We start from the raw sequence: 18,355 nt of genomic DNA on the forward strand, positions 1-18,355 counted from the left end.
GCACCAACCTTCCCCCCGCGCGGTGTCACCCCGGCGAAGGCCGGGGCCCATCCTGAGATGCTGCGTGTTAGCTCAGAGCCTGACCCGCCCGCTTGCCGATGGCGCTAGGCCGCCATCCGTGGTCCACCGAAAACCCTCAGGATGGGCCCCGGCCTTCGCCGGGGTGACACCGTGGATGGGAGACTTTGGGTGCCCCTGAGCTAGGCAACACCCGACCTCAAACGACCTTGGCGCGCACCTTGTAGCGCGGCTTGTCCCAGGCTCCGGTCCGCATCACCTCGCCCAGAATTCCGGCGGCCCGCTTCACCTCGGCGAAGCTGAGGTAGAGCGGCGTCAGCCCGAAACGCAGGATGTCGGGCTCGCGGAAATCCCCGATCACCCCGCGCTCGATCAGCGCCTGCATCACCGCATAGGCCTCGGGGTGCTTGATCGACACCTGCGTGCCGCGTTGCGCCGCATCGGCCGGGGTCGCCAGTTCAAGCTCCGGCGCCTGCCGCCGCACCTCGCCGGTGAACAGTTCGAACAGCGCATCGGCTTTGGCGCGCAACGCACCCAGATCGACCCCGTCGAACACATCGAGCGCCGCATCGAGCGCCGACATCGACAGCACCGGCGGCGTCCCCACCCGCATCGCGCCGATGCCTTCGGCCGGCCGATAGGCCTCGGCAAAGCTGAACGGCGCGGCATGCCCCAGCCAGCCGGTCAGCGGCTGCCGCAGCCCCTCGAGGTGCCGCGGCGCGGCATAGACGAAGGCCGGCGCGCCCGGCCCGCCATTGAGATATTTGTAGCCGCACCCCACGGCGAAATCGGCATCCGCACCGCCGAGATCGACCGGGAAGGCCCCAGCCGAATGGCAGAGATCCCAGATCGTCAGCACGCCCGCCCGCTGCGCCGCTGCCGTCAGCCCGACCATGTCGAGCCGTGCCCCCGTCCGGTAGTTCACCTCGGTCAGCAGCAGCACCGCCACGTCTTCGCCGAGCGCCGTCTGGATTTCGCCGGCGTCGACCAGCCGCAGCTCATGCCCCTGTCCCAGCAGCTCGGCAACACCCGCCGCGATATAGGCGTCGGTCGGGAAATTCCCCCGCTCCGAAACGATCGCCTTGCGTCCCGGTCGTAGCCGCAGCGCCGTCACCAGCACCTTGAACAGGTTCACCGAGGTAGAGTCGGCCACCATCACCGTCTGCGGCGCTGCCCCGATCAGCCGGGCGATCCGGTCGCCCACCCGCCCCGGCAGGTCGATCCAGTCATGCGTGTTCCAGCTCCGGATCAGCCCCTCGCCCCACTGCGTCGCCACCACGTCCGCCATCCGCCCCTTCACCGCGCGCGGCAGCGCCCCCAGCGAATTGCCGTCGAGATAGATGATGCCATCAGGCAGGTCGAACAGGGCCCGCGTACGGGCAAACGGGTCAGCGGCGTCGAGGGCGGTGATGTCGGTCATGGGGACTTCAATAGCGGGTATCAGGCCGGCCCGAAACACTGGTCAATTCGGGCAAACCACCGGCGTCATCCCCGCGAAGGCGGGGACCCAGTGGGATACTTCAGACACCGGTGAGCTTTGATGGATCGCACTAGGTTCCCGCCTTCGCGGGAATGACGCCGGGGGGATGAGAGCAGGAGCGCTATTGCTACTCCGCCGCCACCGCCTCGTCCGCATGCCGGTGGATGGCGCCCATCACCTTGCGGCTCATCGCCTCGTAGCTGCGGTCATTGTCGAAGCCGTCGACAAGGCGGAACTCGTGCATCACCAGGATGCGGTCGGCCAAAGCCACCATCTCCGGCAGCTCCGACGAGATCAGGAGGATCGCCAGCCCATCATCCGCCAGCTTGCCGATCAACTCGTGGATATAGGCCTTGGTCTTGATATCGATACCGACTGTCGGCTCGTCGATGACCAGGAGGTCGACCTTCGCCGCCAGCCACTTGGCCAGCGACACCTTCTGCTGGTTGCCACCCGACAGGTTCCCCACCGCCTGTTCGAGGCTGGGCGTGCGAATCTCCAGCTGCCGCGCGAACGGCTCGGCGGCCTTGCGCTCCCCGGCCGCCGTCTGGAAGCCGAGGAACCTCGCCAGCCGGTCCCAGATGGTCATCGCCACGTTGAAGCGGATCGGGTGCAGCAGCACCACGCCCTCGTATTTCCGGTCCTCGCTGAGATAGCCGATGCGGTGCCGCTTCAGCGCCTCCTCGACCGAGCGGATCACAGCCGGCTTGCCGTCGAACGACAGGCTGCCGCCAGTCACCTTGTCTTTCCCCACCAGCGCCCGCGCCAGCTCGGTCCGCCCCGCCCCGACCAAGCCGTAGAGCCCGAGGATCTCCCCGCGCCGCAGCGTGAACGAGATATCGCGATGTCCCGCGGCGGTGGCGACCCCCTTGGCCTCGAGCTTGATCGCCCCGGTCGCCGGCTTGGGCGGCCGCACTACCGCGATGCGTTCGGCCCGCCCGATCATCGCCTCGATCAGCCGGCCGCGCGTCATGTTGGCCATCGGCTCGCCGATCAGCGTCGTCTCGCCGTCGCGCAGCACCGTCACCCGATCCGAGATCGCCAGCACTTCCTCGAGCTTGTGCGACACGAACAGGATCGCCACGCCTTGCGCCCTGAGCCGCTTGATCAGCGCGAACAGCGCCTCGGCTTCCTCGCCGGTCAGCGAGGCGGTCGGCTCGTCGAGCAGCAAGACCTTCGCCTCATGGCTCAGCGCCTTGGCGATCTCCACCATCTGCATCTGCGCGACGCTCAGGTGCCGCACTTCGGTCCGCGTATCGACCACGAGCCCGATCATTTCCAGATACTTCTTCGCCTCGGCATTGGCCTTGGCGTAGTCCACCAGCCCGGCGCGCCGCGGCAGATTCTCGAGCAGGATATTCTCGGCCACCGAGAAGCGGGGGATCAGGTTGCGCTCCTGGTGCACCGCCGAGATCCCGAGCCGGATCGCGTCACGCGGGCTACCGAGCGAAATCTCGGTTCCGTCGAGCAGCAGCCGTCCGCCATCCGGCCGGTGGACTCCGGTGATGATCTTGATCAGCGTCGATTTGCCGGCGCCGTTCTCGCCCATCAGCGCATGCACTTCGCCCGGTTTCAGCTCCAGCGACGCATCCTTCAGCGCCCGGACGCCGGGGAACGACTTGCTGGCCTTGTCGACCGTCAGCGCCATCAGCTCTCTCCCACCCGCACGGCGCGATAGCGGTTGAACCACACCGCGGCGAGGATCAGCGCCCCGAGCAGGAACTGCACCCAGTAGGGGTCGACCTTCACCAGCACCATGGCGTTCTGGATCAGCCCGATCAGCACCACCGCCAAGAGCGTGCCGACGATCGAGATGGAGCCACCCGCCAGGCTCGCCCCGCCGATGATCGGCGCGGCGAACGAGATCACCAGCCAGTCCGAGCCGATGGTGGGCTGCGCCGAGCCGAGCTGCGCCACCGCCAGGATGCCGGCCACTGCTGCCAAGAGCCCCGAGAGCACATGCGCCGAAATGATCGCCCTGGGCACCGACACGCCGCTCAATTGCGCCGCCGGAGCGTTGCCGCCCACTGCCAGCATATGCCGCCCCGGCACTGCTCGCGAGAAGAACAGCGCCAGCAGCACCGTAACCAGCAGCGGCACGATCAGCAGCAGCGGGAACAGTCCGAGCCGCCCATTGCCGAACGCCACGAAATCCGCCGGCAGGTTGTAGAACGGCACCGCCTTGGTGATCCCCAGGTTGATGCCGGCAAAGGCCGAGGCTGTCGCCAGCGTCACGATGAAGCCGTTGATCCCGGTTTTCACCGTCAGCCAGCCATTGACGAAGCCGGCCGCGCCGCCCGCCGCCACCCCGATCATGATCGCCGGCAGCGTCGGCACCCCCAATGCATCCATCAGCCCGCCAGTGACCACCGCCACCAGCCCGCCCAGCGCCCCGACCGACAGGTTCATCTGCCCGACGCCCAACATCACCATCTGCGAATAGGCGACCAGCAGCGACACGCAGATCGAGCGCAGCAGCACGAACAGATTGAACTCGCTGAGGAAGGCCGGCGCACTCAGCGCCAGCGCGATGCCGCCGGCGATAATACCGACGAGGATGCCCGACCATTGCAGGCGGAAAAACGATCTCATAGCGCCCGCCTCGCCTGTTCCCGCGCCACATAGGCGGCGCGTCCGCGCTCGATCAGGATCGCCGCGAGGAGGAACGCCCCGAGGAACAGCGGCAGCCAGAAATTGCCGATCTCCAGCACCAGCAGTCCCGAGCGGATGGTCGACACCAGCAGCGCCCCGAGGATGGTGCCCACCACCGAGACGATGCCGCCCGACAGCGCCGTGCCGCCAATCACCGGCGCAAGGAAGCTCGGCAGCAGCCAGTCGTCGCCCGCCACCGCCGGCATCGCCGCCGCCAGCCGCGAGGTGAGCATCAGCGCCGCCGCCGCCGCCAGGGCGCCGGACAGCGCATGGACGAAGACGATGGTCCGATCAACAGGAATACCGCTCATCTCGGCGGCCCGCGCATTGGCGCCCACCGCGAGGATCTGCCGGCCCAGCGTCGAATGCTTGAACAGCAGGTAGAGCCCGAGCCCGATCACCAGCGCCACCGCGGCGAGGCTGGGGATCGCCGGAATGCTGCCGATCGCCGGCCCCACGGCGCTCTTGCCGAAGGCGCCGAACTCCGGCGGCAGGCCGTTGAGCGGCACCGCCTTGGTGAGGATCAGCATGCCACCTGAGAACAGGCTCGCACTCGCCAGCGTCACCACGAAACTGTTCACCCCGGTCTTGACGATGGCAAAGCCGTTGAGCCAGCCGAGCAGCGCCCCGAGCGCCAGCGTACCGGCAATCGCCACCGGGATCGGCAGCCCCAGCACCTGCATCAGGTAGCCCGAGAACATCACCGCGCAGACCCCGATCGCCCCGACCGAGAGGTTCATCCCGCCGGTCGCCAGCACCACCATCTGGGCGAAGCCGACGACGATATCGACCGCCACCGAACGCAGCAGCGAGTTGAGGTTGAACTTCGACAGGAACCCCGGCGCCAGGTTGGCGAACACGGCCCACAGCACCACGAGGATCAGGAACAACCCGACCTGCGTCGAGCCGCGGAGCAGGAACGAGGTGAGCGTACGGCGGGGGGCCGGGTCCATGGCCGAGGCTGAACTCGGACGAGGGTCGGCGTCAAGCGCAGAGGTCATTGCGGGTACTCGGGGAAGCGAGGGTCAGCTAGGAGCACCAGCCGCTCCTCCTGCTCGGTGTCATCCCTGCGAAAGCAGGGACCCATTTCGCCGCCCGCGCCAGCTGCGAGTTGGGTCCCAGCTTTCGCTGGGATGACGTCCGGTGGGTATGGAGGTGGAGCAGGACACTCCACCCCCTCAGTCAGGTTCCAATCACGGGCAGCTGAGGAACTTGTCCTTGAAGCTCGCCTGCAACTCGCCGGTCAGCTTCTTGAGGTCGTCCTTGTAGCTATCGAGGTTGGCCGAGCTGATCAGCAGCGTGCCGGAGTCGATGAACTTCGCCGTCTGTGGGGTGGTGATGAACGGCGCATCCGCCTTCACCGTGCAGCCTTCGGCCAACAGGTCCACCGCATAGGCGCCGATATAGCCCTGGCCGTAGGGGTTCTGCGCCATGGTGCCGGAGACGAAGCCGTCCTTGATGCCATCGAGCACGATCTTGTCGTCGTCGATGCCGATCAGCTTGATCCTCTTGTCGCCGAGGTTCTTGAGCGCCGTGGCCGCAACAACCGAGGAAATGTAGCCGGTAGCAATCATGCCGCCGATCTGGTCCTTCTGCGCGGCGAGCAGTGCGTTGATCTTCTGGTCGCCCTGCTCCTGGTTGTCGGTGTCGCCCAGCGTCTGCAGCAGCGTCACCGCACCGTTGGTCTCGGCCACGGCCTTCTCCACCGCCTGGACGCGCAGCGTAGTGTTGGGGTCGACGAGGAGCCCGGCGAGATGCACCACCGCACCCGTTCCACCCATCGCCTCGATCAGCGCCTTGGTGCCGAGATAGGCCGAGGCATAAACGTCGGTCGCCATGCAGAACGCCGTATCGGTCGGGTCCTGCGCGCAGCCGCCCAGCGCCACGGCCGGAATGTCATTGGCCTTGAGTTCGGCGATCGTCGAGTTGACGCCCACCGCGTCGCCGGGGAAGTAGCCGAAGCCGGCATAGCCCTGCGCCGCGAGGCTCTCGAACAGTTCGGTCTGCAGCTCCAGCTTCCATTCGGCCGGCACTTTGTACTCGACCGAGGCAATGCCGAAATCCTTCTGCGCATCCGCCGCCGCCTGCTCCCAGGGCGCGAAATACGGGTGCGGACCACCCGGGACCAGGGCAATCTTGTTGTCCGACGCCATAGCGGCGAGCGGCGACAGCGCCACGCCCAAGGCCAGACCCACGGCGAGCGCGCCGCGCATACGGGTAACCTGCATGATCTTCTCCCTTTGTCGGTGGATGCCTCCCGATCCTCCCCGGGCAGCATACACGCTGGCCAAGGCGTAACACTAACGCATATCGCATGCAATATTCTTTTCGTTGACTTTTGTCGCACCTCTGCTGTTATGGCGCCCGTCTTCGACGTGACTCAGGGAGGGGGTGCGTGGACCATTCTGACGGCGGGCGCCCCGACTGGTCGCGCCTGCGACCCGAGCTGCGCGAGATGCTCGAGGCGGCCGAGCACGCCGGCACCCCGAGCAACGACCAGCTCGGCGTCGCGAGGGCCCGCGCCGCCTCCGAGCTCAGCCTCGCCGGCCACTGGGATACGAACGACGAACTCGCCCCGCCGCTCAGCTTCACCCTCGGCGATCCCGCCATTCGCTGTCGCTTCTATCGCGGTGGCTGCGAGCCGGGCACTATCCTGTTTCTCCACGGCGGCGGCTGGGTGGTCGGCAGCCTCGATACCCATGACGGCGCCGCCCGCGCCCTCGCGAGGGCTGCCTCTTGCGCCCTGCTCTCGGTCGAGTACCGCAAGGCGCCGGAACAGCCGTTTCCGGCCGGCCTCGACGATGCCGAAATCGCGCTTCGCTGGGTGATCGCCGAAGGCGCCGGCCTTGGCCTCAGCGGTGACCGCATCATCGTCGCCGGCGACAGCGCCGGCGCCAATATCGCCGCCGCCCTGGCGCTGCGCGCCCGCGATGCTGGCATCACGCTGGGTGGCCAGATGCTGATCTATCCCGCGACCGATCTCGCCCACGAAACGGCCAGCACTGCGGAGTTCGCCCAGGGCTTCTTTCTCTCCCGCGCGACGCTGCGCTGGTACATCGCCAACTACCTTTCGGGCGCCGACCCGACCCACCCGGAGGCGTCTCCGCTGCTCGCCCCCGACCTCACCGGACTCTGCCCCACCCTGCAGGTCACCGCCGACCACGACCCGCTCCGCGACGAAGGCCGCGCCTACGCCGCCCGCCTCACCGCAGCCGGCAACGCCGTCAGCTTTCACGAATGGCCCGGCACCACCCACGGTTTCATGATCATGGCCGGGATCACCCCGGCGGCGCGGGAGCTGATCGGCGTGATGGGGGCCTGGGCGAGGCGGGTGTGGGGGTGACTATCGGGTACTCCCTGCAACCGCCCCAACCACCGGCCGTCATCCCGACGAAAGTCGGGAGCCACTGCTCGGAGATTGGGTCGGCACGTATCCAACCGGTCTACCACGGCAAGGTCGGCCAGATCGCGCGGCGGTCAGGTCGGAGCACTTGGTCCCGGCGTTCGCCGGGATGACGGCCGGTGTTGGCGGGGCCGATCGCACATCCCCACCCGACATACGACTTTAGTATTACGCTTTTCTCATACTTTGGTCTAATATTCGCCGATCCTGCCTTGACGCTGGCGACACCCCCGCCGAAGGTGCCGCCGACAAGCGGGGTTTCCCCGCGACAGGGACGAGGAACCTTCATGGCACCAGTAACCATCAACAAGGCCGGCAAGCACTATGGCGGCTTCGAAGCGCTGAAGGGCGTGTCGGTCGACATTTCCGATGGCGAGTTCGTCGTGCTCGTTGGCCCCTCGGGCTGCGGCAAGTCCACCCTGCTGCGCATGATCGCCGGCCTCGAGGAAATCACCTCGGGCGAGATCGGCATCGGCAATCGCGTGGTCAACGACCTGCCGCCCAAGGAACGCGACATCGCGATGGTGTTCCAGAACTACGCGCTCTACCCGCACATGACGGTGGCGCAGAACATGGGCTTCTCGCTGAAGCTCAAGGGCGTGCCGAAGACCGAGATCAAGGCCAAGGTCGATCGCGCCGCGCAGATCCTCGGCCTCGAAAAGCTGCTCGACCGCCAGCCGCGCCAACTCTCCGGCGGTCAGCGCCAGCGCGTCGCCATGGGCCGCGCCATCGTGCGTGATCCGCAGGTCTTCCTGTTCGACGAGCCGCTGTCCAACCTCGACGCCAAGCTCCGCGTGCAGATGCGTTCCGAAATCAAGGAACTGCACCAGCGCCTGAAGACCACCACCATCTACGTGACCCACGACCAGGTCGAAGCCATGACCATGGCCGACAAGATCGTGGTGATGCGCGATGGCGTCATCGAGCAGATGGGCACCCCGCTCGATCTCTACGATCGTCCGCTCAACACTTTCGTGGCTGGCTTCATCGGCTCGCCCTCGATGAACTTCATCAACGGTTCGGCCGCCGACGGCGGTTTCCGCACCACCGACGGCATCCTGCTGCCGGCCGTCAATGCCCCGGCCAACGCCGCGGTCTATGGCATCCGCCCCGAGCACCTGCATATCGATCCGAACGGCATCGAGATCGAGGTCGTGGTGCTGGAGCCGACCGGTTCCGAGACCCAGGTCATCGGCCGCCTCGGCACCCAGTCGATCAACGGCATCTTCCGCGAGCGCATCACCGCGCAGCCGGGTTCCAAGATCAAGGTGGCGCCGGACCTGAGCGTCGTCCACCTGTTCGACAAGGACGGCAAGCGCGTCAACTGAGCGCGCTGCTGAATGCACGAAGGCCGCCGTGGGAAACTACGGCGGCCTTCTTCGTTTGTGCGGTGGCTGGCCGCACCCGAAGCCCCGGCTCGATCATGCCAAAAGCGCTGAACGGCACCTCCCTCCTTGTGGGGGAGGTTGGGAGGGGGGTGGGCCACAAGCACCGGCATCGGGGAAAGCGCCGCAATTCTTCTGACATCGAACGTGTTGCCCCACCCCCTCCCAGCCTCCCCCATCAAGGGGGAGGTGTCAGGCCGGTGGTTCTGGCAAGATTGCGCCCGTAATAGCCGACGCTAATGCCCCCGTGGCCCGATTAGCCGCGAGCGCAGTGCATTGGAGAGGTTGTCGAACACGAACACCACCATCAGGATCAGCAGCACCATATAGGCCACCTTGTCCCAGTCGGAATTGGTGCCCATCGCCTCGAGCAGCTTCAGCCCGATGCCGCCCGCCCCGACTGCGCCGATCACGGTGGCCGAGCGGGTGTTGCTCTCCCAGAAATACAGCGACTGCGAGATGAACACCGGCAGCACCTGCGGCACCACGCCGAAGCGGTTGACCACCGTCGGCGATGCCCCGACCGACTTGACGCCCTCGCGCTGCCGGTCATCCACGTTCTCCAGCGCCTCGGCATAGACCTTGCCCAGCGCCCCGGCGTCGGTGAAGAAGATCGCCGCAATCCCCGGGATCGGCCCAGGCCCGAAACCGCGGGTGAAAAATAGCGCCCAGATCAGCATGTCGATCGAGCGCAGGAAATCGAAACCCCGCTTCATCACCCAGTTCACCGGCGGTGACCGCGTGATGTTGCGCGCCGCGATGAAGGCCAGCGGAAAAGCGAACAGCGTCGCCAGCAACGTGCCGACAAACGCCATCACCAGCGTCTGCAGGAGCTTGGACAGGATATCGCCATGCTGCCAGACGCCGTTGCCGAGAAAATCCTTCACCGCCGTATCGAAGTTCGAGCGCGCCGGATCGATCCGCTCGGAACTGAACATCAGCTGGATCACCTCGAGCGGGTTGCGCCCCCAATAGGCCGAGTGGGTATCGAACCAGAAATTGGCCCAGCCGAGAAAGCGGCGCTGCACATAGACCTGGTTGGTGCGCACCTCCGCCTGTCCGGCAAAACCGTAGTCGACGATCACTTTGGTGCCGTCCTGCTGTACGGCGCGCGGTGCATCAGCCGGCGCCGTCACGCCGTCGGCCCCGATGGTAATCTCATGCGGCGTGCCGCCGACATAGGCGACCACCTGGTTCGGCGTCACTTCCAGCCGGTCGCCCGCGCCGCCAAAGGTCACCGTCATCGAGCCGTCCTCGTGCGGCGTCAGCCAGTCGATTCGGGCATCCCTCGGATACTGCCCGCGGCTCGACCAGGTGGCAGCGACCTTGCCGTCGGCGAATTTGAGCCGCGGTTGCGCCCGCCACGAGTACCAATCCTGCAGGTAGAGCGCCGCGCGGTCCCATTTGCCGTTCTCGAAGGCCGGGCCGACATTGAAGAAGGCGTAGCAGAAGCCGAGATAGAGCACCGTGACGACGAGCCCGATCAGCAGCGCCCAGCGCTGCCACCACGGCTTGTGGAGCACCGCGGCATGTTCAGCTTTCAGCCTTGCGCGATCGGCCGCATCCATTGTGAGCCCGTTCGACATCACGCCGCTCCCCGTCCGAATTCGAAGGCCTGGTTGCCGACCAGCCGGCGCCGCAGCCAGCCCGAGAACTGGTCGACGGCAATGATGGTCACCAGCAGCAGAATGATGATGGCGTAGGTCTTGGCCGCGTGGTTGTTGCCGATCGACAGGCGGAACGCCTCGCCGATGCCGCCGCCACCCACCGCGCCGATAATGGTCGAGGCACGCACGTTGATCTCGGTGCGCAGCAATGTGTAGGAGACGAAATTGGGCAGGACCTGCGGCAGCATGCCGAAGCGCACGCGCTCGAGCCAGGTGGCGCCGACCGCCCTGAGCCCTTCGTCGGGCTTCATGTCGGCATTCTCGACCACCTCGAAGAACAGCTTGCCGAGCGCTCCGATGGTGTGGAGCGACACCGCGAAGATCGCCGCAATCGGCCCGATCGAGAGGATCGCGGTGAGGAGCCCGGCAATGACGATCTCCGGAAAGGCGCGGAGAATTTCCATGATGCGGCGCACCACGAAGCGGACGGCGCCAGCGCCGACCAGGTTGGTGGCGGCAAAGAAGCACAGGCAGAACGCGAGGCCGCCGCCGATGATGGTCGAGACGATCGCGATATTCACCGTAATGATCAGTTCGTAGATGAAATGCGGCACATACAGCGTGTCGGTGAAATACATCCGCTGCGAGGTGAAATCGTACTTCATCGAGCCGTCGGCATAGGGCGACGGCTGGTCGAACATCGCCCGGAAAATCTCCAGCGGATCGTTCGGCACAAAGCTACGGAGAAAATCGAACAGGTAGGGCAGCCGCTCGAAGAACTTGCCCGAATTCGCCGCGTTGGCGAAGTTGAGCGACAGGGCCAGTACGATGGCGAACACCACCAGCGCGATGATGGAATAGACGCGCCGGGTGCGGATCTGCTGGCGATAGTGACCGTAAACGGTCCGGGTCGCGTCGCTGATGCCGCCGGCTGAATCGTGCGCGATATGCGCCATGCCCTGCTCCTGATGTCGAAACGGCGGCACCTCTGGGGTACCGCCGTTTCCATTCATTGGGTGTTGGATCAGTCGCCGATCACGGACTTACGGGCGGCCACGATGGTGTCGTAGAAGGCCGGCTCGACTTCGACATAGGCGGTGTTTTCGCCACCGGTGAAGCCCTGGAAGCAGGCGAGGTCCTTGGTCGGCAGCTCGAGGAAGAACGCCTGGACCTTGGCCTTCAGATCTTCCGGCAGCTTGTTGGAGACCATCAGCGGGCCATTCGGGATCTGCGGCGAACGCCACAGCTCGACGATATCGTCGGTGTCGAGAATGCCCTTCTCGACCATGGTGTGCAGGTTACCCGTGGTGTAGCCCTCGGCCCAGTCGCCGACGCCCGAACCGAAGGTGGTGCCGGCATCCCAGGTGCCGTCGAGCACGCCGAGAACCAGGTTCTCATGGCCGCCGCCGAAGCCGGTCTCGCCGAAGAACTCAGCCACCGGAACGCCGATATCGGCCGGCAGCGAGACGTTCGGCACGAGGTAGCCCGAGGTCGAATCCGGGTCGGCGAAGCCGAGCTTCTTGCCCTTGAGATCGGCGAGCTTGGTGAAGCCCTTGTCCTTGCGGGCGACCAGCAGCGAGTAGTAGCCGGTCGAGCCGTCGGCGCCGGCGGTGGTCAGGATCGGATCGACGGCCGCCGGGTCCTGCAGCACGATGGCGGCGTAGGACGAAGCGCCCATCTGGGCGATGTCGATGGTGCCGCCGAGCAGGCCCTGGATCACGCCGTTATAGTCGGGCGACGGGAAGATCTGCACTTCCGGCACGCCGGTCGCCGCCTTCAGGCCTTCGGCGACGCATTCGGTCTTGCGGACCTGGTCGGCTTCGTTCTCGGAACCGTCGAGGCCGATACGGAGGACCGAGACATCCTGCGCGAACGCAGTGCTGGTCATGGTGAGGGCGAGAGTCGCCATCAGGACGTTACGGATCGCGGACATGGAAGTCTCCTTTGGTGACGCGATTGGCTTTCCGCCACCTGTCGCGCCGCGCGAGCAGGCGGCTGACCGGCAGGAGCGGAAACTCGGAAATCTCAGTTCGGCAGGCCGGCCGAAGCGAGCGGGGCCTCGAGAGCGCCCGCCGGCAGCTCGGCGTGCTTCTTCTTTTTCCTCTTGGGGACGATGGCCTCGAGGCTGGTCGAGGTCATTTCCTCCGAAAAGGCTTCTTCGAGGCCGTCGGCGCCGTAGAGCTCACGCGCCACCTCGGTGGTCAGCTGCTCAGGCGTGCCGTCGAACACCACGCGGCCGGCCGACATGCCGATGATCCGCTCGCAATAGGCGCGCGCCGTATCGAGGGTGTGGAGGTTCGTGATGACGGTGATCCCCTGCTCCTCATTGATCGCCTGCAGCGAGTCCATGACGATCTTGGCGTTGCGCGGATCGAGCGAGGCGATCGGTTCGTCGGCGAGGATCACCTTGGGCTCCTGCATCAGCGCCCGGGCGATGGCGACGCGCTGCTGCTGGCCACCCGACAACGTCTGTGCCCACTGGCTGGCGGTCTGCGCGATATCGAGCCGCTCCAGCGCCTTGAGCGCCAGCAACTGCTCTTCCTCGGAGAAGATCTGCAGAAGGCTCATGATGGTGTTGCGGCGGTTGAGCCGGCCGAGCATCACGTTGGTGATGACGTCGAGGCGCGGCACCAGGTTGAACTGCTGGAAGATCATGGCGCAGTCGCGCTGCCAATCGCGCAATGACTGCCCGCGCAGCGACGAAACTTCGAGGCCACCGAACTCGACGCTGCCTTCGCTGACATCGATCAGCCGGTTGATCATCCTGAGCAGGGTGGACTTGCCGGCCCCGGAACGGCCGATGACGCCGACCATCTGACCGGCGGGGATTTCGAGGTTGACGTTGTCGACCGCCACCTTGGCGCCGAAGCGACGTGTAACCTTGGAAATCTTCAGCATGCGCACAAACCCCGTCCAAGCGACGGGGCCAACTCGTAAGGCGGCTACACGAAGCGTGCGTGAAGGTTGGGTGACGTCTTGATGACAGTGGAAAAGCGCCGGTCGCAGGAGGCCAACCCGCTCTGCGATCACGCCTTTCCATCGCCCGGTCATTCCCGCGAAAGTGGGAACTTCCGTTTGCGGAGCTTCCCGTCACGCACCAGAACAGAGATTCCGGCTTTCGCGGGAATGACACCGTGCGTGGGGTGCGAACAGTTTACTCGTACTTTTCGAGGAAGGCCTCGATCTCGAGCGCGCGGAAATCCGGCAGCGCCCGGTGGAGCTTCTCGTGGCTCCAGTCCCACCAGCCGAGCGCCAGCAGCCGATCGGCGATCGGGCCCGGGAAGCGCTGACGGAGCGGCTTGGCGGGCACACCCACGGCAATGGCGAAATCGGCGACGTCCTTGGTCACCACCGCGTTGGAGCCGATGATGGCCCCATGCCCGACCCTGACGCCGGGCATGATCACCGCGCCGTGGCCGATCCAGGTGTCGTGGCCGATCTCGATGCCGTTCTCGGCCCGCCATTCGAAGAACGCCGCGTCGTCCGCCTCGCCCTCGAAATACCAGCTCGAGCGGTAGGTGAAGTGATGCAGCGAGGCGCGCTGCATCGGGTGCTTGCTGGCATAAATGCGCACATTGGCCGCGATGTTGGCGAACTTGCCGATCTGGGCATAGGCCACCTGGGTGCCGTCGACCAGGTAGGAATAATCCCCCAGGGTCGAGCGGTTGACGTGGCAGTTGGCGCCGACCTCGGTGTATCTGCCAAGCGTCGAGTCGTGCACCTCGGCCGTCGGGTGCACCACCGGGGTTTCCGAGAGTTTCATGCGGCTTTCCTCACGGCAAACAGGGTGACGTCGACGATGCGGTCGGCAACCTGGGCGCGGACCTCCTCGTCATGGAAGATGCCGAGCAGCGCCACGCCCGCCTGCTTCTTTTCGGCAATCATCTCCACCACCACGGCGCGGTTAGTGGCATCGAGCGACGCCGTCGGCTCGTCCAGAAGCAGCACCGGATGCGGGGTGATGAAACCGCGGGCGATGTTCACCCGCTGCTGCTCGCCGCCCGAGAAGGTCGCCGGCGGCAGCGACCACAGTCGCTCCGGCAGGTTGAGCCGGGCCAGCAGGTCGCGCGCCCTCGCAGTGGCCTCATCCCGGGAGACGCCGCGGCTGACCAGCGGTTCCGCCACCACATCGACCGTGGTGACGCGCGGCACGGTGCGGAGGAACTGGCTGACATAGCCGATAGTGTCACGCCTGAGGTCGAGCACGGTCCGCGGGCTGGCGGTTGCGAGGTCCACCGCCTGGCCGTGATGCAGCAGCGCGATCGACCCGGCATCGACGCCGTAATTGCCATAGACCATCTTGAGCAGGCTGGACTTGCCCGCCCCCGAGGGCCCGCCGAGCACCACGCACTCGCCGGCATTGACGGTAAACCCGACACCCGAAACCACGGGCAGCACGATGCCATCGCGCAGGTGCATAGTGAAACTCTTCGCCACGTCGGCGACCGAAAGCAGGGCGGTCATTTCGAACCTCGAGTGAGACTGCCCCACCCCCTCCCAGCCTCCCCCATCAAGGGGGAGGTGAAGAGCGGCTGTGGCGGGATCGTGCCAGATGCACGGAACGGCACCTCCCCCCTTGTGGGGGAGGTTGGGAGGGGGGTGGCCAAGAGCGCGACGTTCACGGGTCACACCTGCAAAATCGAACTGACGAGCAGCTGTGTATACGGCTCGCGCGGATCGTCGAGCACCCGGTCGGTGAGGCCCTGCTCGATCACGTGGCCGTCCTTCATCACCATCATGCGGTGCGACAACAGCCGCGCCACCGCCAGGTCGTGCGTGACGACGATGGCCGAGAGCCCCAGATCGGCGACGAGACCGCGGATCAGGTCGAGCAGGCGCGCCTGCACCGAAACGTCGAGCCCGCCGGTCGGCTCATCCATGAAGACGAGACGGGGATGGGTCACGAGGTTGCGCGCGATCTGCAGCCGCTGCCGCATGCCGCCGGAAAAGGCACGCGGTTCGTCATCGACCCGGTCCTCGGCTATCTCGACGCGACCGAGCCACTCGATGGCGGTCGAGCGGATCCGTCCATAATGCCGGTCGCCGACCGCCATCATCCGCTCGCCGACATTGGCGCCGGCCGAGACCGTCATGCGCAGCCCATCCGCCGGGTTCTGGTGCACGAAACCCCAGTCGGTGCGCATCAGGAAGCGCCGCTCGGCTTCGCTGAGGTCGTAGAGATTGCGCCACACCTCATCGCGCATCCGGTATTCGGCAAGGCCGGACGTCGGCTCCAACCGGGTCGAGAGACAGTTTAGCAACGTCGTCTTGCCCGAGCCGGATTCCCCGACAATGGCCAGCACTTCGCCCGGCCACAGCTCGAACGACACATCGGCACAGCCCATTCGGCTGCCGTAGAACTTGCTGAGGTCGCGAACGCGGAGGAGAGGTTCGGTCACGATTTGGGTCCTGGGCTAAACGACTGCCCCACCCACAGGGTCATTCCCGCGAAAGCGGGAACCTCTGTTTCGGTGCGCGCCGCAAACAAGGATCCCCGCTTTCGCGGGGATGACCCGGTGGATGTGAGACAGCTTGGGGCCAACAGCATCATTCTGCTGCCTCCAAGGCGTGGCCGGCGAGCTGACCGCGGTGGCCGTGCTCGCGGCGGTCCTCGCAATTGTCGGTGTCGGAGCAGACGAACATGTGCCCACCCTTGTCATCGAGGATCACCTCGTCGAGATAGACGCCGGTGGCGCCGCACAGCGCGCACGGCTCCTCGAAATGCTGGATCTCGAATGGATGGTCCTCGAAATCGAGGCTAACCACTTCGGTATAGGGCGGTACCGCATAGATGCGCTTCTCACGCCCGGCGCCGAACAGCTGCAGCGCTTCCGACATGTGCATCTTGGGGTTGTCGAATTTCGGCGTCGGCGACGGATCCATCACGTAGCGTCCCTCGACCTTCACCGGATAGGCGTAGGTCGTGGCGATGCGGCCATGCTTGGCGATATCCTCGTAGAGCTTCACATGCATCAGCCCATATTCCTCGAGCGCATGCATTTTCCGCGTCTCGGTTTCGCGCGGCTCGAGGAAGCGCAGCGGCTCGGGAATCGGCACCTGGTAGACCAGCACCTGCCCCTCGGTGAGCTTCGCCTCGGGGATGCGGTGGCGAGTCTGGATGATCGTCGCTTCCTCGGTATGGGTGGTCACCGCCACCTTGGCGACCTTGGCGAAGAAGGCGCGGATCGACACCGCGTTGGTGGTGTCGTCGGCGCCCTGGTCGATGACCTTCAGCACATCTGATGGACCGATGATCGAGGCGGTAACCTGCACTCCGCCGGTGCCCCAGCCATAGGGCATCGGCATCTCGCGACTGGCGAACGGCACCTGGTAGCCCGGCACCGCAATGGCTTTGAGAATAGCCCGGCGGATCATCCGCTTGGTCTGCTCGTCGAGATAGGCGAAGTTGTATTTGGCGATGTTCATTTGAATTGTCCCCGACGCACCGATCCTGCGGCCGACCACCGGGTCATCCCCGCGCAAGCGGGAACCTCCGTTTGCGGAGCGGGAGGCAAGAAAACAGAGGCTACCGCTTTCGCGGGAATGACCCGGTGGGTTGAACGTGTGTCTGCGTTCGTGGCGGTCGTCATTCTGCCGCCTCCGCAGGTGACCTGTCTTCGATGTTTCCGGGCACCTCCCCCCTTGCTGGGGAGGCGGGGAGGGGGGGAGCCGCACCCTCAGAGCCTGGGGCGCCCCCCTCCCCAACCCTCCCCGCGAGGGGGAGGGTGTCGTCCTCAGCAAGCGGCGCGATATCGTGCTCGGCCCGCATCTCGCGCAGCAGCCCGAGCTCGCCCTGGAAGTCGACATAGTGCGGCAGCTTCAGGTGCTCGACGAAGCCGGTCGACTGCACATTGTCGGAGTGCGAGATGACGAATTCCTCGTCCTGCGCCGGATGGTTCACGTCCTCCCCGAGCTCGGCGGCGCGCAGCGAGCGATCGACCAGCGACATCGCCATGGCCTTGCGCTCGGCGTGACCGAACACCAGCCCGTAGCCGCGGGTGAACTGCGGCGGCACCTTGGCATTGCCCTTGAACTTGTTGACCATCTGGCACTCGGTGACCCGGATACGCCCCAGGTTCACGGCGAAGCCGAGCTCCGGGATATCGAGCTCCACCTCGACCTCGCCAATGCGGATCTCACCGACGAACGGGTGCGAGCGGCCATAGCCGCGCTGCGTCGAGTAGCCGAGCGCCAGGAGAAAACCCTCGTCGCCGCGGGCCAGAGCCTGCAGGCGCCGATCGCGGTTGAGCGGGAACTCGAGGGGTTCACGGGTGAGATCGCCAATCTCCTCCTGCACCTCGGACACGTCGGGCTCGATCAGCCCCTGGTGATCGAGCAGGTCAGTGACGCGCGGCGCCGGCTCGTCTTCGCTGACGCGCGCCATGGCTTGGTCCACCGCTGCGCCCTCGGCAATGCTGGGGTCGAGCAGGCGGTGCGTGTAGTCGAACGTTGGGCCGAGCAACTGGCCACCCGGCAGATCCTTGAACGTCGCCGAGACGCGGCGCTCGATCTTCATCGCAGCAGTGTCGATCGGCTTCGAATAGCCGAAGCGCGGCAATGTGGTGCGATAGGCGCGGACCAGGAAGATCGCCTCGATCAGGTCGCCACGCGACTGGACGATGGCGAGCGCCGCCAGCTCGCGGTCATAGAGCGAACCCTCGCCCATGGCGCGATCGACCGCGAGGCCGAGCTGTTCGATGATCTGGTCGAGGCGCAGCGCCGGCACCGAGCGATCGCCGCGACGGCGATCGGCGAGCAGCCGGTGGGCATTGGCAATGGCGGCCTCGCCGCCTTTGACGGCAACATACAT

The 18,355-nt window shown here is 66.0% G+C and carries 16 protein-coding genes; 2 read left to right on the plus strand and 14 right to left on the minus strand.

Annotation, left to right across the window (positions count from 1 at the left end):
- Nucleotides 1-217: 217 nt before the first annotated feature.
- From kynU to AC1ROK_RS20555, 5 genes are all read right to left on the minus strand, one after another.
- Entirely contained in the window at nt 218-1,438 is a 1,221-nt protein-coding gene (gene kynU, locus AC1ROK_RS20535) for a kynureninase (RefSeq protein ID WP_492850346.1), read from the minus strand.
- A 187-nt stretch (nt 1,439-1,625) separates the two neighbouring features.
- Entirely contained in the window at nt 1,626-3,146 is a 1,521-nt protein-coding gene (locus tag AC1ROK_RS20540; protein ID WP_492850348.1) for a sugar ABC transporter ATP-binding protein, read from the minus strand.
- Nucleotides 3,146-4,090, minus strand: coding sequence for an ABC transporter permease (locus AC1ROK_RS20545; RefSeq protein ID WP_492850350.1), 945 nt, complete (start codon nt 4,088-4,090; stop codon nt 3,146-3,148). Before AC1ROK_RS20545 ends, AC1ROK_RS20540 begins: the two co-directional genes overlap by 1 nt.
- On the minus strand, nt 4,087-5,151 hold the full coding sequence (locus tag AC1ROK_RS20550; protein ID WP_492850352.1) for an ABC transporter permease: 1,065 nt from the start codon (nt 5,149-5,151) through the stop codon (nt 4,087-4,089). Before AC1ROK_RS20550 ends, AC1ROK_RS20545 begins: the two co-directional genes overlap by 4 nt.
- A gap of 192 nt (nt 5,152-5,343) precedes the next feature.
- Nucleotides 5,344-6,378, minus strand: coding sequence for a sugar ABC transporter substrate-binding protein (locus AC1ROK_RS20555; RefSeq protein WP_492850354.1), 1,035 nt, complete (start codon nt 6,376-6,378; stop codon nt 5,344-5,346).
- 167 nt (nt 6,379-6,545) lie between these two features.
- Between AC1ROK_RS20555 and AC1ROK_RS20560 the strand changes: the two genes are divergently transcribed.
- Both AC1ROK_RS20560 and AC1ROK_RS20565 read left to right on the plus strand, forming a co-directional pair.
- Nucleotides 6,546-7,493 carry an alpha/beta hydrolase gene (locus AC1ROK_RS20560; RefSeq protein ID WP_492850356.1) on the plus strand — a complete coding sequence of 316 codons (948 nt, stop codon included), beginning with the start codon at nt 6,546-6,548 and terminating at the stop codon, nt 7,491-7,493.
- Between the two features lie 347 nt (nt 7,494-7,840).
- A complete protein-coding gene (locus tag AC1ROK_RS20565) occupies nt 7,841-8,881 on the plus strand; it encodes an ABC transporter ATP-binding protein (RefSeq protein WP_492850358.1) in 1,041 nt (346 codons plus the stop codon).
- 293 nt (nt 8,882-9,174) lie between these two features.
- On the opposite strand, the gene phnE (AC1ROK_RS20570) is transcribed toward AC1ROK_RS20565, so the two are convergent.
- From phnE (AC1ROK_RS20570) to AC1ROK_RS20610, 9 genes are all read right to left on the minus strand, one after another.
- Nucleotides 9,175-10,524: a phosphonate ABC transporter, permease protein PhnE gene (phnE, locus tag AC1ROK_RS20570; RefSeq protein ID WP_492850360.1), complete on the minus strand. Its 1,350-nt coding sequence runs from the start codon at nt 10,522-10,524 to the stop codon at nt 9,175-9,177.
- The gene (gene phnE, locus AC1ROK_RS20575; protein ID WP_492850362.1) at nt 10,524-11,501 is read right to left on the minus strand and encodes a phosphonate ABC transporter, permease protein PhnE; all 978 of its coding nucleotides are present in this window, start codon (nt 11,499-11,501) and stop codon (nt 10,524-10,526) included. The genes phnE (AC1ROK_RS20570) and phnE (AC1ROK_RS20575) overlap by 1 nt, the downstream gene beginning before the upstream one ends.
- A gap of 68 nt (nt 11,502-11,569) precedes the next feature.
- The gene (phnD, locus tag AC1ROK_RS20580; RefSeq protein ID WP_492850364.1) at nt 11,570-12,478 is read right to left on the minus strand and encodes a phosphonate ABC transporter substrate-binding protein; all 909 of its coding nucleotides are present in this window, start codon (nt 12,476-12,478) and stop codon (nt 11,570-11,572) included.
- Nucleotides 12,479-12,570: 92 nt separating this feature from the next.
- The gene (gene phnC / locus AC1ROK_RS20585) at nt 12,571-13,443 is read right to left on the minus strand and encodes a phosphonate ABC transporter ATP-binding protein (RefSeq protein ID WP_056003569.1); all 873 of its coding nucleotides are present in this window, start codon (nt 13,441-13,443) and stop codon (nt 12,571-12,573) included.
- A 256-nt stretch (nt 13,444-13,699) separates the two neighbouring features.
- Nucleotides 13,700-14,308, minus strand: coding sequence for an LbetaH domain-containing protein (locus AC1ROK_RS20590; RefSeq protein ID WP_492850367.1), 609 nt, complete (start codon nt 14,306-14,308; stop codon nt 13,700-13,702).
- On the minus strand, nt 14,305-15,009 hold the full coding sequence (gene phnL / locus AC1ROK_RS20595) for a phosphonate C-P lyase system protein PhnL (RefSeq protein WP_492850369.1): 705 nt from the start codon (nt 15,007-15,009) through the stop codon (nt 14,305-14,307). The genes AC1ROK_RS20590 and phnL overlap by 4 nt, the downstream gene beginning before the upstream one ends.
- 161 nt (nt 15,010-15,170) lie before the next feature.
- Nucleotides 15,171-15,947: a phosphonate C-P lyase system protein PhnK gene (gene phnK, locus AC1ROK_RS20600; protein ID WP_492850681.1), complete on the minus strand. Its 777-nt coding sequence runs from the start codon at nt 15,945-15,947 to the stop codon at nt 15,171-15,173.
- A gap of 145 nt (nt 15,948-16,092) precedes the next feature.
- Entirely contained in the window at nt 16,093-16,971 is an 879-nt protein-coding gene (locus AC1ROK_RS20605; RefSeq protein ID WP_492850371.1) for an alpha-D-ribose 1-methylphosphonate 5-phosphate C-P-lyase PhnJ, read from the minus strand.
- A 160-nt stretch (nt 16,972-17,131) separates the two neighbouring features.
- Complete coding sequence (locus AC1ROK_RS20610) at nt 17,132-18,355, minus strand: carbon-phosphorus lyase complex subunit (RefSeq protein ID WP_492850373.1); 1,224 nt, start codon at nt 18,353-18,355, stop codon at nt 17,132-17,134.

The sequence above is a fragment of the Devosia sp. GW821-FHT12F11 genome (genome assembly GCF_058806655.1).

Coding starts and splice junctions, on each gene's coding strand:
- AC1ROK_RS20565 (WP_492850358.1), top strand. CDS start 7,841: ATGGCACCAGTAACCATCAACAAGGCCGGCAAGCACTATGGCGGCTTC.
- AC1ROK_RS20550 (WP_492850352.1), bottom strand. CDS start 5,151: ATGACCTCTGCGCTTGACGCCGACCCTCGTCCGAGTTCAGCCTCGGCC.
- kynU (WP_492850346.1), bottom strand. CDS start 1,438: ATGACCGACATCACCGCCCTCGACGCCGCTGACCCGTTTGCCCGTACG.
- AC1ROK_RS20545 (WP_492850350.1), bottom strand. CDS start 4,090: ATGAGATCGTTTTTCCGCCTGCAATGGTCGGGCATCCTCGTCGGTATT.
- phnL (WP_492850369.1), bottom strand. CDS start 15,009: ATGACCGCCCTGCTTTCGGTCGCCGACGTGGCGAAGAGTTTCACTATG.
- phnE (WP_492850360.1), bottom strand. CDS start 10,524: ATGTCGAACGGGCTCACAATGGATGCGGCCGATCGCGCAAGGCTGAAA.
- phnE (WP_492850362.1), bottom strand. CDS start 11,501: ATGGCGCATATCGCGCACGATTCAGCCGGCGGCATCAGCGACGCGACC.
- AC1ROK_RS20605 (WP_492850371.1), bottom strand. CDS start 16,971: ATGAACATCGCCAAATACAACTTCGCCTATCTCGACGAGCAGACCAAG.
- phnC (WP_056003569.1), bottom strand. CDS start 13,443: ATGCTGAAGATTTCCAAGGTTACACGTCGCTTCGGCGCCAAGGTGGCG.
- AC1ROK_RS20555 (WP_492850354.1), bottom strand. CDS start 6,378: ATGCAGGTTACCCGTATGCGCGGCGCGCTCGCCGTGGGTCTGGCCTTG.
- AC1ROK_RS20610 (WP_492850373.1), bottom strand. CDS start 18,355: ATGTATGTTGCCGTCAAAGGCGGCGAGGCCGCCATTGCCAATGCCCAC.
- phnD (WP_492850364.1), bottom strand. CDS start 12,478: ATGTCCGCGATCCGTAACGTCCTGATGGCGACTCTCGCCCTCACCATG.
- AC1ROK_RS20590 (WP_492850367.1), bottom strand. CDS start 14,308: ATGAAACTCTCGGAAACCCCGGTGGTGCACCCGACGGCCGAGGTGCAC.
- AC1ROK_RS20540 (WP_492850348.1), bottom strand. CDS start 3,146: ATGGCGCTGACGGTCGACAAGGCCAGCAAGTCGTTCCCCGGCGTCCGG.